Source organism: Nocardia sp. NPDC059691 (assembly GCF_042733915.1).
GTDB classification, from domain to species: Bacteria; Actinomycetota; Actinomycetes; order Mycobacteriales; family Mycobacteriaceae; genus Nocardia; species Nocardia sichangensis.
Window position 1 is genome coordinate 272,128 of sequence record NZ_JBHWFB010000006.1, and the last position, 13,633, is coordinate 285,760.

The following is a 13,633-nucleotide window of genomic DNA, read 5'->3' on the forward strand; positions in this document are numbered from 1 at the left end:
TACCCGCCGCCGCACGCGGCGTTGGATGCGCGCCCGGGCTGCCGCGCCGATCGGGCCAGGTGATCGTGATCTGTCCCTCGACCGAACCAACGGGGTAGACCCGAACAGGTTTGTTTCCTAGCTGGACCAGGACCACTCGTAGTGTGCGACCGACTTCTACGTAGGCGGCGACCACTGTCAAACCGTGTTTCTCAGCGTGGAAAGGCCTGCAGACGGACGCGTCCGCCGCCTTTGACATCACGGACCCGAACCGCTGCGCGAAGGTCACCCCGCACCGGGGACGCCCGGCGCGGCCATCAGCCCCCACATGCCGCGCACCGTGCCCGGAACAAACCGCCTGTGCTGCAACATTCGCCGCCGACCAGATCAACGCCTCCTCCGTAGCGAAGAGCGGTCGAACCTCGTTCGCCGATGACGGCGGCGTCGCGGTCGTTGTAGCTGCTCAACCGATGCCGCACGGCCCCTTCCGGGCCCGTGCCGCTCACACGTCCGTCTGCTGATCGATCGCTGCCTCGTAGAAGGCGTCCGCGAGCGCCATGATTACGGCGCTGATGCCAGGGCCGTCGCTGAAGAAGTAGTCGGCCATGGTGTTGTGAGCCTCCTGGTTGTCGAGGACCGCCTCAGTGACCGCCGCCTGGAAGTCCTGGGACTCCATGAACTGCTTCTTCGAGTTGACCTTGGTCTGGTTGACCAGGTCCGGGTAGGCGAGCAGCCGCTGCACCAGTCCCTGCACGAACTCACGGACCTGCGACTCGGCGAACGACTCGGCACCAAAGAGGTCGTTCATCTTGTCGATGACGACCTGTAGTGCGACGTACTTCGGCTCCTTCCGGGTGCCGGTGCCCGCACCACTGATGCCCTTGAGCTCCCCATCACCGGTCAGCGAGATGTCGACCGCGGTGCGCTTGTTGTGCTTGACCCCGACCAGGACCACGTCGGAGAGGTCGACCTCTGCGGCCCAGGAGGCGTCCGCGATGACCTTCTCCAACAGGCGCAGGAAGATCGACAACATCTCCATGTACGGGTCGCCATAGTCGACGATCTGACTCATGAAGTCGTAGAGGCGGACATAGGTGGAGACGTCCTTGCGGAATAGGTCGAGGGTGTTGAGGGTGACTTTGTCGTCGGCCTCGATCGCCGCTGCGTAGCGGCGGGCGAACTCGTGCTTGGCCGGGCTGATCGCAGCCGAGAGGGCGTTGTTGCCCTTGCGGATGACCCATAGTTCGGCGACCTCGCGCACCTGCTCTGGCGTGTAGATCCCGGCCTGGGCGAGCTTGGTGGCGAGGTGGACGACGATGTACGGGTCGGTCTCGGTCTCCAGGGTGGCGTTGGTGAAGTACGGCTCGAACGCGGCCCGGATGTCGTCAGGCTTGTTCACGAAGTCGATGACGAACGTCTTGCGCTTCTGCTCCCCGCCCGCAGTGCGATGGGTGCGGTTGAGCCGGGAGAGTGTCTGCACGGCAGTGACCCCGGAGAGCTTCTTGTCGACGTACATCGCCGATAGCAACGGTTGATCGAACCCGGTCTGGAACTTGTTGGCGACCAGCATGATCTTGTAGGTCGCGCCCTTGAAGGCGGCAGCCAGGTCCGAGCCGGCGCCGGGGTTGAGGTTGGCTTCGGTGAACTCGTCGTCCTTGCTCGGCTGCGGCCCCCAGTCCGAAGCCCACTTTTCGTCCTCGGCCATAGTCACCGAGCCGGAGAAGGCGACCAGGGTGCGGTAGTTGTAGGAGGCGTCCATGGCGGCCCGCTTGGCGATGTAGGCGTCGATCGCTTTCTTGTACTTCACCGCCGCCTTGCGCGAGTCGGTCACGACCATCGCTTTCGCCTTGCCCTCCAGCAGGTGGGCAACGTTGACGTGGAAGTGCTCGACGATGATCTGTACCTTCTGGCTGATGTTGGTCGGGTGCAGTTTCACCCACCGCATCAGCCCCTTACGCGCCGCGGCCTCCTCCACCTCGCCACCGTCGCCGGCCTCGGCCTTGCCGGCGATCTTCAGTGCGGTGTCGTAGGTCTGGTAGCCCTTGAGCACGTCGAGGATGTAGCCCTCCTCGATCGCCTGCCGCATCGAGTAGAGGTGGAACTCGACCGGTTTCCCGTCAGGGCCCTTGCGGCCGAAGAGCTCCAGTGTCTTGTTCTTCGGCGTCGCGGTGAACGCGAAGTAGGAGATGTTCGGCGACTCGGCTCGCTCGGTCATCTCCGAGGCCAGCATCGCCTCGACGTCGACATCACCGCCCTCCTCGATCTCCTTGATCTCCTCCGCGGTCAGCACGGCCTTGAGCTTGGAAGAGATCTGGCCGGACTGCGAGGAGTGCGCCTCGTCCGCGATCACCGCGAACCGCCGCCCCTTCAGCGACGAGTCGCCCCGGATCTCGTCGAGGGCGAACGGGAAGGTCTGCACCGTCACCGCGATCATCAGCTCACCGTTCTTCAAAGTGGTCGCCAGCAGCCCGGATTTCGACTTCGCCCCCGCCTTGCGGACGTCCTCCGGGCTGATCGTGGCCACGATCTTCCCCGACCCGTCGATCTGCCGGATCGCCTCCTGGAGCTGCCCGTCGAGCACGGTGCGGTCCACGACCACGATCACCGAGTCGAAGACCTTCTCGTCGTTCACGTGCAGCCGCGCCAGCCGGTGCGCGGTCCAGGCGATGGTGTTCGTCTTCCCCGACCCTGCCGAGTGCTCGATCAGGTAGCGGCGCCCCACCCCCTCCTCGCTCACCGCGGCCACGATGTTCGTCACGGCCTCCCACTGGTGGAACCGAGGGAAGAGCATGCTCGTACGCCGCACCGACGTCCCGGTCGCGACATCCCACTCCTGTTTGGTCTCCACGATCATCAGTCGGCCGATGATGTTGAGCCAGGCGTCCTTCGCCCAGACCCGCTCCCACAGGTACGCCGTAGCCGACCGCCCGCCCTCACCCGGCGGGTTCCCAGCGCCACGGTCGTGACCCATGTTGAACGGCAGAAAGTGCGTCTTCTCGCCCTCGAGCCGGGTGGTCATCGCGGCCAGGTCGTTGGAGACCGCGAAGTGCACCAGCGCCCGGTGCCCGAACGACAACAGCGGCTCCGGCCGCCCGTTGGTCAGCGGATGCCGGTGCTTGCGGTACTGGTTGATCGCCTCATCGAGAGACTGGGTGAAGTCGGTCTTCAACTCGACGGTGGCGACCGGGAGCCCGTTCACGAAAAAGACCAGGTCGATGCTGCGCGAATCAGCAGTGGAGAAGTGCACCTGCCGCATCACCCGCACCCGCATCGCCGCGTACTGCTCGTTGGTGGTCGCGTTCAGACTGGTCTCGGGACGGAACTGCGCCATCTTCAACCGGCCACCGCCGATGTAATGCACCCCGCTGCGCAGGAGGTTCAGCGTCCCACCACCGTGTTCGAGGGGCTTGTCGAGCGCGGTGGTCAGCACGTCAAGGAACTTCGCTTGCGAGCCCGCAGCTTTAAACGCCTTCTCGTACGCCGCCTGCTGGGTCTCCTTCAGCCAGGCGAACAGGTCCTCGGGGAAGAGCGCCCGTTCCCTGTCGTAGCCGGTGTCGTCCGCCGAGTAGAGCCACCCGTGTTCGGCCAGGTACGCACAGATCTCGGACTCGAAGACGACCTCGTTGTGATCGGCCATCACGTCGTCTCCCGTACGTCGATCTGCCCGGTCACCGCCGCCGTGATCAGCGCCGACCGCCGCTCCTTCGAGAGCTCGATGAACTGCTCGGTCTCCTTGATGAGGTTGTCGATCTTCGCAGTCTCCTCGTCGAGATAGGCAGCGATGCGGTGCTGCTCTGTGAGATCCGGGAGCCAGATGGGCGTTGTACGCAAGACCGGCAGCCGGACGTTTGCGACCGTTGAACCGTTTGCTGAGAGCCGGAAGTAGTCTTGCACGCGATCTGAGTAGATCTGCCAGAGCAGAAATGTCCCGACGCATGCCGTGCGGTCGATCCGCAGCAGGACCATCCGCTGTCCTAGGCAAATCCGATCGTTGGGAACCATGCATGCCTCACCAGCGGGCGCTTCACGTGTGAAGAGAACGTCTCCGACGGTTGGTGCTCCTGTCCCGTTTCGGGCCTTCCATGTGTCTGCGTCGACAGGCAATCCGTTCCCCGGGCGAAACTTTCCGTTGCGGACGGAGGCGGTTCGGACTGCCTCATACTCGCCGTCGTCTGAGACCTCTGGCGTGGTGTGCGGGCAGTCGACGACGTCGATGCAGGCGTTCTGCAGCCGGGCGTTGGGTGCATGACCGTCGAAGACTCCGTCAATAAGCGAGTGGCGTCGCTCGCGGAGCATCTCGATCAGGCGCTGTTGCTCCTCGATCAGCGTGTCGATGCGGGCGGTCTCGCGGTCGAGAAAGTTCGCTATAGCCTGCTGTGTTCGACGGCCAGGTAGTGGTATTGAGTACGACCTGACAAAAGAGTCCGGGACACGGCGAAGGCCGCCCGACCCCGTCATATGAGATTCGCCCAGTTTCAGAAAGGGCGATGACTGAAGAATCCAACCGAGGTAGTCCGCCTTGACTTTGTTTGACGGACGCATCACAGTCACTTCTGTCGTCGCGAAGGCCTGGCCGTCCGGAAGATCCCGCGCGACAATGCCTTTCCCGTTCTCGAAACAGGGAGTCACCTTAGCGAACGCAACATCGCCGTTCGCCACGTAGGAGTACCCTTGGCGCAGATCGTCGAATGGGCGGCGACGGCTCGTATCTGGTGGGCCAAATTCGGAGATCGCTTCCATCGGCAGGTACACCGCATTACCGCCGGAGTCCGACGTGGGGCGAGGGTTAAATGATACGAGATACCGCAGGGGCACCACAGGCGCTGCTGATAGCTCTTCCGGGATGCTCACCCCTCCACCTTCCTCAGCAGGTCGAGGATCTTGGCGACCTGCTTCTCTAGGTCGGCGTCGATCTCGGCGAGAGGACGGGGCGGGACGTACTTGTAGAAGTGGCGGGTGAAGGGGATCTCGTAGCCGGTCTTGACCTTGGCCCAATCGATCCAGGCGTCGGGGACGTGCGGCTTCACCTCGGCGTCGAAGTATGCCTGAATGACCTCGACCTTGCCCGCGGCGCCAGCGATCGAGCCGCCGTAGGTGAAGGGGACATTCTCGGTGTCGCGCTTCTTGGTGTCCGGCTTGGGTTTGCCCTTGCGGTCGACGACGGGGTTACTGGACTCGTCGAGGAGGGGGCGCTCGACGGTGATGGTCCAGTAGCCGAACTCGTCGTTGCGCAGCACCTTCGAGTAGTCCGGGTCGGCGTCGGTGAAGTCGGTGTACAACTTCACCACCTCGACACGGTCCGCCTCGCTGAGTTCGCGGTTCTTGGCACCAAGGTTCTTACGCATCTTGGTCCAGAACGATGTGCCGTCGATGAGCTGGACCAGACCCTCGCGATCGGGGTGCTTGGTGTTGTCGAGGATCCAGATGTAGGTGGCGATGCCGGTGTTGAAGAACATGTTGGTCGGCAGCGCGACGATGGCATCGACCAGGTCGTTCTCCAGCAGCCACTTGCGGATGTTGGAGGGGCCGGACTCGGCGGCGCCGTTGAAGAGCGGTGAGCCGTTCATCACGATCCCGGCCCGGCCGCCGCCATCCTCGCGGGCGCGCATCTTGTGGACCAAGTGGAGCAGGAAGAGCATCTGCCCGTCCGAGGTCGACGGGAGGCCAGGGGCGAACCGGCCGTAAGGACCAGCTTCGTCGTGCTCTTTTGTGACCGCATTGGCGTACTGCTTCCAGTCGACGCCGTACGGGGGGTTGGACATGCAGAAGTCGAACTGGCGGCCTCTGAACGCGTCATCGGTGAGAGTATTGCCGAAGGCGATGTTAGTCGCGTCGTGCCCCTTGGCCAGGAGGTCGGACTTGCAGATCGCGTAGGACTGCGGGTTGTACTCTTGGCCGTACAGGCTCAGCTTCGCGTCGGGATTCTGCGCGAGCAGGTGCTCCTCGGCCAGGGCGAGCATGCCGCCGGTGCCTGCGGTGGGGTCATACAGCGTGCGGACGATGCCGGCCTCGGTCAGGTCGGCGTCCTTCTCGGCGAAGAGCAGGTCGACCAGCAGCCGGATCGCGTCCCGCGGGGTGTAGTGGTCACCGGAGGTCTCGTTCGCGGCCTCGTTGAACCTGCGGATGATGTACTCGAACGCATCGCCCATGTCGGCGTTGGAGACGACGTCTGGATGCAGGTCGACGGCCTTGAAGGACGTAATGACCTCACGCAGCAACTCCGCCTTCTCTAGCGCGAGGATCTCCTTCTTGAAGTCGAAGTACTCGAACACGTCGACATCGGGCGAGAACCTGTCAATGTAGTCGGCCAGGTTGTCCGCCAGCCCGTCGGCGTCTTTAAGGAGGTTGGCGAACGAGTAGTTCGAGGTGTTGTAGAACGGCCTGCCGGTCGCCTTCTTGACCTCGATCCTGAGCCGGTGTGGGTTGTCGTACTTCGCCGCCAGCGCGCGCACCGTCTCCCGGTCGGGCTCAAGGATGCAATCGAGGCGGCGCAGGATCGTGAGCGGGAGAATCACGTTGCCGTACTGATTGGGGCGGTAGGGCCCCCGAAGTTGGTCGGCGATCGACCAGATAAAACTACCGAGGGTGCTCACACGGCTCCTTACGAGGCTCGCTCGACGGTGGATGTTGGACGCCCAGCGCGACCCGTGCGTGCCGTCCAAACAGGCGGCGCACAGGCTGCAGCAGCCGGTGCGTAACAAGAACATCATCGCGCATCACAACACCCTGCACGCCACAAGGTCGGCAGCAGCGACCGGCTCAGCGAATTCGTCACGGTCGGCCGCTTCTTCCAAATGTCGGCGAGAGAATGGCGTGCGATACCGGCACGGCGGATTCCGCCGCGCGCCCCGGCACCGCGTTGCAGCTATCTCGAATGCCGACTGTGGAACTTCCACGCATCACGCACGATGTCGGTGATGTCTGGTTTCTGTGGTGTCCAGCCGAGTTCGCGTTGTGCCAGTTCCGAGGAGGCGTAGAGGGTGGCGGGGTCGCCTGGTCGTCGTGGTGCGGTTTCGATGTCGAAGGGTATTCCGGTGATGTCGCGGATTGCTTCGATGACTTGGCGGTTGGAGTAGCCGATCCCATTGCCGACGTTGTAGATCTTGTGTTCGCCGGGGTGAATATGGTTGAGGGCGAGGAGGTGGGCCTGGGCGAGGTCGGTGATGTGGATGTAGTCGCGGATGCAGGTGCCGTCGGGGGTGGGGTAGTCGTCGCCGTAGAGGGTGAATTTGTCGCGGTGGCCGAGAGCGGTGTCGAGGGCGAGGGGGATGAGGTGGGTTTCGGGGTTGTGGCGTTCGCCGATCATGGTGCCGTCGCCGCAGTCGTGGGCGCCTGCGACGTTGAAGTAGCGCAGGGATATCGCGCCGAGTGTGGAGGCGCGGGTGTAGGTGGTGATGGCTTTGTCGATGGCGAGTTTGGTGTCGCCGTAAGTGTTGACGGGGTTGGTGGGTGAGGTTTCGAGCAGGGGCAGGTGGGTGGGTTCGCCGTAGACGGCGGCGGTGGAGGAGAAGACGAGTCGGCTGACGTGGGCGGTGTGTATGGCCTCGAGCAGGGCGAGGGAGGCGCGGGTGTTGTTGTCCCAGTGCCATTCGGGGTGGTGCATGGACTCGCCTGCAGCGATGAGGCCGGCGAAGTGCAGGACGGCGTCGTAGCCGGCTGTGGGGGTGAGGATTTGGGCGATGTCGTGGACGCGGAGTTTGATGAATTCGGCGTCGTGGGGGATTTGGCGGTCGTCGTTGCGGGAGAGGTCGTCGATGACGGTGACGTTGTGTCCGGCGTCGAGGAGCAGTCGTGTGACGGTGGCTCCGACGAATCCTGCACCCCCGGTGACCAGGATTTTCATCTGACCTGCACTTTCATGGCGAGTAGGTGGTCGTGGATGGTGTGTTTGTGCGCGCGGAAGTGGTCTTCGGGGCTTTCTCGGTGTGCGCTGCCGGTCCAGCAGGTGATGCGTTCCCAGGCGCGCTGCTTCACCGTAGTCAATGCGATCGGGTCGGGTGTTGTGTGCCATGCGTCGGCCATGGCGCGTGCGAGGGCGTGGACGGTTTGGTGGTGGCGGGCGACGATTCGGCCGCTGCTGGTCATGGCGTAGCGGGTGTAGTTGACCGCGTCGGGGCGTGGTTGTCCGAACTCGGCGTCGAACCGGGTGAAGGCGTGATGGAGGTAGGTCCAGAATCGTCCCGGATCCATCGGCGGCTGGGCGGGGTCGGCTCGCCAGCGCAGCTCGGCGCGCATCTGTTCGGCGAGGTGCGGCGCCATGTGACCGAAGTCGTGGTGGGCGTAGGCGCCCTCAAGCATGGCGGTAGCTCGCAGGATCTTCACGCACAGTCGGCTGATGAGCAGGTGGAAGTGCGTGGAAGCCGTTCCGGCGGACCACTGGTCGTGGAGGCCGAGCCAGAAGTAGGCCTGGGTGTAATACAGGAGGATTTCGTAGGCGTCGCGGACGTCGAGTGTGACGGGGTGGTGTTCAGGTAGGCCGCGGTCGGTGACGGGGAGGCCGAGGTTTTTGAAGTCGTGCCCGAGGGAGGTTTGGATGGCGCGGTAGTCGCTGAGCGGCAAGGTCATCAAATCCAGTGTGGTGAAGTGTTTCTCGGCGAGGGACACGAGTTCGTGGCTCTGGGTTGAGGGGTGGTCTCCGTAGTGGACGTAGAGGAGGTCGACGTCGCTGATCAGCAGCGGCTTACCGCCGTGGCGGATGAAGGTGGGTTCGCCGCGGGCGAGGGAGCCGCCGACGATCAGCCAGTCGTCGGCGGGTACGCAGTGTCCGAGCGTGCGGAGGTCTTCGGCGATATCGAGGGCTTCCTGGGCGACGGCGGTGGCGTGGGGGAGTCGGGAGGTGATGCGTTGGGCCAAGGCGGTGGTGTCCACTTCATGCCTCCGGTTCGATGGAAGACGCGGGCATGGGCAGCAGAACGGGTCCGGGCTGATGGGTGGGGACAGGTGTTTCCTCGTGCGCTTTTTTCGCGGTGATGTGGGGGCACAGTGATCCGCAGATGGTGCAGGGCGCGCCTTTGCGCAGGCCGTGGGTGATGAACGCGTTGCCTGCCAGGCCGGGGTAGAGGGCGTGGCCTTGCTGGATGTCCCAGTCGTTGGCGCGGCGGGCCACGCTGATCGCGCGTTGCCGTGCGATTTCGGGTTCCCAGCCGCGTACGAGGTCGAGCGCTGTGATGGCGACACGGACCATGCGGAGGGAGGTGGCGGTGTCGGGCGCGGTGGGCATGGCGTAGTGCTCGTTGTGGGTGATGGAGGCGAACATGTCGCCGCCGCACTGTCCGGCCGCCGCGACACCGAGGGCGTTGACGATGTCGTCGAGGGTGACGCCGTTGTCGATGACCATCGGTCCGGCCAGCCACAGCGGCGCACCGCCCAGCGCTTCTTTGTAGGCGGGGATCAGTTCGGGAATCCGGTGCAGCGGCATGTGCCCGCCGCTTTCGCACAACACCTGCACTCCGGCGTTCAACGCGTCTTTGCGCAGTTCGGCCAGCAGGTGGATCTCGTGCCATTTCAGGTCGTCGCCCGCATCGGCGGTGGCGCCGGGGCGGAAGATGTCGCCGAGGTCGAGGACGACTTCGTGGCGGCGGCAGATGTCCAGGATTCCGTCGAAGTACTCGATCAGAGGATTGTCGCAATGGTGGATACGCATGTAGCGGGCCAGCAACCCGCCGCCTCGTGAGGTCGTGGGCATGATTCGGTCGGATTTTTCGCTCATCTGCGCGAGGGCGGGGTTGATGCCTGCGTGGATGAGGACGAAGTCGGCGCCAGCGGCCAGTCCGAGCTCGAATCGGTCCGGGAATTCGTTGCGGCTCAGCTTCTTCCGCGGGTCAGCGAACAGGTCGTATGTCAGGCATGCGCCGAGCGGTACGCCCATGACTTCCTTCAGATCCGCGCGCAGCGCCACCCCTTCGGGGTTGGTGGTCAGGTCCATGACAGCGTCGGGTCCAGCGGCGAGGATGACCGCCATGCTTTCCACGATGGTCTGTCGGTCGCGGTCACGCGGCCCCAGTCCGACGAGAGCGGCGACTTTGCGGCGGGTGTCCTCACCGACGAGCAGCGGTGTGAAGGCCGTCATGTGTCGGCTCGCGTGCGACCGCAGGAACACAAGGGTGCCGCTTTCGACTCGGCGGGCGGCGGTGTCAGGGTCGAGGTCTTCGGCCTGACATGTGGCGATGAACTGGGGATCTGTTGCGAGGGTGAACATTTGGTGTGTCCTTTCGATCAGGGACGTATCGGAGTGGTGGGCCCGGTAGGCCGCGGTGCGGGCGGTTGGCCGTCGACGACTTCGGTGATCAGGTCAGCCCAGTCGACAGCCAGGGCGCTGACGTGGATCCATGCCTCATGCACGACGGGTTCGGACGCGTGCTCGGCAGCCGCCAGCGTCAGTTCGGCATCGACGTACGCGGCGGCCAGGGCATCCACTGCCGGTCCTATGCGTTCGGTGCCGCGTCGTGGCTGAATGTGGGTGCTGACCCAGTTGTCGATCAACGTGACGACATCGTCTCGACGTCGGTCGACTTCGGCCGCGCGTTCAGGGATGACGCGGCGTGTGCGGTGCAGATGCGCCAGCGCCTGCGCCCACCGCGTGATCAGATGGTCGCCCGGGTTGTGGCCCGTCACGCCGCGGAATGCCGCGCAGAGCCCGTGCCAGTCCGGAATCCGAGGCAGCCGAGAATCCGGCCCGGAGAGCGAGACATTCTGTCGCGCAGCCGCTGTTATCTGCGATGAACGCGTGAGGATGGGTGTGTGGCGTTCGGTGGGCATGCTCGGGCTACACCTTGGTTCCGAACGAGTAGGCCATCGCCGCGAGATAGGGCAGACATCCGCCGCCATGGGCGGCATGAGCGTGGAGAATGAAGCGGGCGCGGTCCAGATCCAAATCAATGGGCTCCACCGCGCAGTCGCGATACTGCACGGCCCACAAATCCCGTGTGTCCTGTGAAATTCTCACGACAGCTTCCTGACAGTCGGTGGGTGGGTGGGCACGCCGATGCCGGGCCCAGTCGCACACGCCCGAATCCAGCTCCGCCCACTGCTGATCACTCGCGAAGGGCGGAACAGAGTCGACCGCATGCCCCGGCATCGGGTGCTGGTCCCAGATTCGCGGCCGCGGCTTGCCGTCCCAACGCCCGACAGGGCTAGCCCCACTGGGGCTTGCGCATTGCCAACAAGGGGCTGGGATCAGGCGAAAGGGGCATTTGTGCACGTAGAAGCCATCCACCGCATACTGTGAGACAAACTGCGGTCAACCGACTGAGGTGAGAGATGAATACTGGGGGACGTATCTGCCGCACATGCCGCACGGCGCTGCCCACAAAACACGCCGGAAACCTCTGCGCCGACTGCGCCTGCGCTGCCGGGTTCAAGCACGCGCTCACCGCCGACTTCTTCGACGATCCCACGATCCGCGCGGCGCTGGCAGACCACGACTTCAGCGTCGTGTTCACCTTGATTCGCGAAGCAACCGGCCTCTCACAACTTCAGCTGGCCGCGTTGCTCGACCTCACGCAGTCCAGAATCTCAGCCGTCGAACGCGGAGAACGCCGTCTCACCAGCGCCAAGCTGGTCGCCAGAATCGCCGAGACATTCGCCATCCCCGCCTCACTACTCGGGTTCGGCTCCGGAACTGCGAGTAATCTGGCCCGCGAGGAGGTGACGTGGGTGGAACGCAGAGACTTCATCACCCTGGCAACCGCAGCCGCACTCGGTTCCCATCTTCACCCACAACTCGACCGGCTGGGCAGCATCCTCCCTGACCGGCTCGAGCCAGTCACCCGACCCCACATCGGATCCGCCGACATCGACGCCATCGAAGCCATCACCGAAGGATTCCGGCGATGGGACCTCGCGCACGGCGGCGGACTCTGCCGGACCGCGGCACTCACCCAACTGCACCAAGTCCGCGCCCTGGAGGGCGCCGCATGCACCACAACCGTTCGAACACGTCTGTGGATCGCCACCGCCGACCTGGCGAGCATGGCCGGCTGGCTGGCCTACGACATCGAAGAACACGACTCGGCCCGCAAACTGTGGACATACGCCCTGCAAACCGCGCACCGCGGCCAAGACCATCCGCGCAGCACCGACCTGACGGTCAGCATTCTGCTCGACATGGCCCACCAGTCCCTGCACCTGAAACGACCTGATGAAGCACTGAAATTCGTGCAGCTCGCCTCATCGACCGCCGCCAACAGGCGCCATCCGGTCAGCACCATCACCGCCGGATACATCGCCACGGTAATGGGCTGGTGCTGGGCCTCCCTGAACGACTCCGCAGCCACCCAGCGCGCCGTCGGGCTATCCGAAGACCGCTACGCCGCAGCCGAACCCGACACCACTCCCTCCTGGGCATGGTTCGTCACGCCCGCGGAAATCGCCGCTCAACACGGCCATGCGATTTATTTGCTGTCGCTCTCCGATCCCAAGTTCGCGCTATCGGCGGTCGAGCGTCTGTCCACAGCGATCCCTGGCCACGCCAGCGAACATGCGCGCAGCCGGGCCGTCGCCTTACCCACCCTTGCCGGCGCCTGTTTGCAGGCGGGTGATTTCGACTCGGCCAACCGGTACGGGCGTGAGGCGATCACGGCGATCACCGAGCTGTCCTCACCCCGCTGCTACGTCCGCCTCCGCGACCTGGACACCATCGCCACCGAGCACGACGGCGACCCCATCGTTGCTGAATTGCGCGGCGATCTGAGGGCGGTCCTCACTACAGCGGCCTCATGACCACAGAAAGCCAGCTTCCCGGTCGCGCAGCAGTGCGGGCCGCCTGTCAGAAGTTCGGTGTCGACGACCAGGACGCGCAACTGCTGCATCATCGGTCGAACGCAGTGTGGTTGCTGCCGCACGCTGATCTGGTCGTGCGCCTGGCACCCGACACCGCCTACCGGCGCGAGCGCGCGCACACCGCCGTCGCCGTCACACGGTGGCTGGCAACCGAACCCCTACCCGTCGCCCTTACTCCGGCGTCCGGAACGCAGCCAGTTGTCGCCAGCGGCGCGATCGCTACGTTCTGGCCCTACCGACCCTCGCCGGGTCGGCCGGGCCCGGCCGACCTCGGCACACTCGTACGGCGGCTGCACTCGGTAGCGCAGCCGCCGTTCCCCGTGCCGCGATACCAGCCGCTGCGGCGGCTGTTCGAAGCCCTAGCTCTCGAGGACGAGCGAACGACACCCGCACTCACCGACTCTGAGCGAGCGTGGCTGCGCGCCCGCGCCGAGGCACTCGTCGGCCAGTTCACGCAGACCGAGTTCCCGCTCGGGGAGGGGCTTGTGCATGTCGATGTCCACAGCGAGAACGCCGTCTGCGATCACGGTCAGTGGGTGCTGATCGACTGGGATCAATGCAGCATCGGGCCACGTGAACTCGACCTGGTGAACGGGTTGCCCGATCACTTTCATCAACCACAACACGAGCGGGCACGCTTCGCAGCCGCCTACGGATATGACCTGCTCGACTGGCCCGGATGGACCTTGCTGCGCGACATCACCGAACTGCACTCGCTCGGCGCCTACATCCGGCTCGCACCGACCAAGCCCGCGGCGGCCGAAGAACTACGACATCGCATCCGATCGTTGCGAACCGGCGACAATGCCGCAGTCTGGCAGGCGGTGTCATGATCTCGTGCGTCGTACTCGGCGACCATCGCGGTGGTCAGGCC

At 64.6% G+C, this 13,633-nt stretch carries 10 protein-coding genes; 2 read left to right on the forward strand and 8 right to left on the reverse strand.

Going from position 1 to position 13,633, the window contains the following annotated elements:
• Positions 1-481: 481 nt before the first annotated feature.
• From ACFV2O_RS16050 to ACFV2O_RS16085, 8 genes are all read right to left on the reverse strand, one after another.
• Positions 482-3,616, reverse strand: coding sequence for a type I restriction endonuclease subunit R (locus tag ACFV2O_RS16050; RefSeq protein ID WP_379252419.1), 3,135 nt, complete (start codon positions 3,614-3,616; stop codon positions 482-484).
• Positions 3,616-4,830 carry a restriction endonuclease subunit S gene (locus ACFV2O_RS16055; RefSeq protein WP_379252420.1) on the reverse strand — a complete coding sequence of 405 codons (1,215 nt, stop codon included), beginning with the start codon at positions 4,828-4,830 and terminating at the stop codon, positions 3,616-3,618. The genes ACFV2O_RS16050 and ACFV2O_RS16055 overlap by 1 nt, the downstream gene beginning before the upstream one ends.
• Entirely contained in the window at positions 4,827-6,572 is a 1,746-nt protein-coding gene (locus tag ACFV2O_RS16060; RefSeq protein WP_379252421.1) for an N-6 DNA methylase, read from the reverse strand. Before ACFV2O_RS16060 ends, ACFV2O_RS16055 begins: the two co-directional genes overlap by 4 nt.
• 272 nt (positions 6,573-6,844) lie before the next feature.
• Positions 6,845-7,822, reverse strand: coding sequence for a UDP-glucose 4-epimerase GalE (gene galE / locus ACFV2O_RS16065; protein ID WP_379252422.1), 978 nt, complete (start codon positions 7,820-7,822; stop codon positions 6,845-6,847).
• On the reverse strand, positions 7,819-8,847 hold the full coding sequence (locus ACFV2O_RS16070; protein WP_379252423.1) for a hypothetical protein: 1,029 nt from the start codon (positions 8,845-8,847) through the stop codon (positions 7,819-7,821). Before ACFV2O_RS16070 ends, galE begins: the two co-directional genes overlap by 4 nt.
• A gap of 1 nt (position 8,848) precedes the next feature.
• Entirely contained in the window at positions 8,849-10,177 is a 1,329-nt protein-coding gene (locus tag ACFV2O_RS16075; RefSeq protein ID WP_379252424.1) for a phosphomethylpyrimidine synthase ThiC, read from the reverse strand.
• A gap of 17 nt (positions 10,178-10,194) precedes the next feature.
• The gene (locus ACFV2O_RS16080; protein ID WP_379252425.1) at positions 10,195-10,737 is read right to left on the reverse strand and encodes a DUF4254 domain-containing protein; all 543 of its coding nucleotides are present in this window, start codon (positions 10,735-10,737) and stop codon (positions 10,195-10,197) included.
• Positions 10,738-10,744: 7 nt separating this feature from the next.
• Complete coding sequence (locus tag ACFV2O_RS16085; protein ID WP_379252426.1) at positions 10,745-10,924, reverse strand: hypothetical protein; 180 nt, start codon at positions 10,922-10,924, stop codon at positions 10,745-10,747.
• A 314-nt stretch (positions 10,925-11,238) separates the two neighbouring features.
• Between ACFV2O_RS16085 and ACFV2O_RS16090 the strand changes: the two genes are divergently transcribed.
• On the forward strand, positions 11,239-12,699 hold the full coding sequence (locus tag ACFV2O_RS16090; RefSeq protein WP_379252427.1) for a helix-turn-helix domain-containing protein: 1,461 nt from the start codon (positions 11,239-11,241) through the stop codon (positions 12,697-12,699).
• Positions 12,696-13,592, forward strand: coding sequence for a phosphotransferase (locus ACFV2O_RS16095; RefSeq protein WP_379252428.1), 897 nt, complete (start codon positions 12,696-12,698; stop codon positions 13,590-13,592). Before ACFV2O_RS16090 ends, ACFV2O_RS16095 begins: the two co-directional genes overlap by 4 nt.
• Positions 13,593-13,633 lie beyond the last annotated feature (41 nt).

Excerpts from the sequence above, each read along its gene's own strand:
- ACFV2O_RS16080 (WP_379252425.1), bottom strand. The coding sequence starts at position 10,737 with ATGCCCACCGAACGCCACACACCCATCCTCACGCGTTCATCGCAGATA.
- ACFV2O_RS16095 (WP_379252428.1), top strand. The coding sequence starts at position 12,696 with ATGACCACAGAAAGCCAGCTTCCCGGTCGCGCAGCAGTGCGGGCCGCC.
- ACFV2O_RS16090 (WP_379252427.1), top strand. The coding sequence starts at position 11,239 with ATGAATACTGGGGGACGTATCTGCCGCACATGCCGCACGGCGCTGCCC.
- ACFV2O_RS16075 (WP_379252424.1), bottom strand. The coding sequence starts at position 10,177 with ATGTTCACCCTCGCAACAGATCCCCAGTTCATCGCCACATGTCAGGCC.
- galE (WP_379252422.1), bottom strand. The coding sequence starts at position 7,822 with ATGAAAATCCTGGTCACCGGGGGTGCAGGATTCGTCGGAGCCACCGTC.
- ACFV2O_RS16050 (WP_379252419.1), bottom strand. The coding sequence starts at position 3,616 with ATGGCCGATCACAACGAGGTCGTCTTCGAGTCCGAGATCTGTGCGTAC.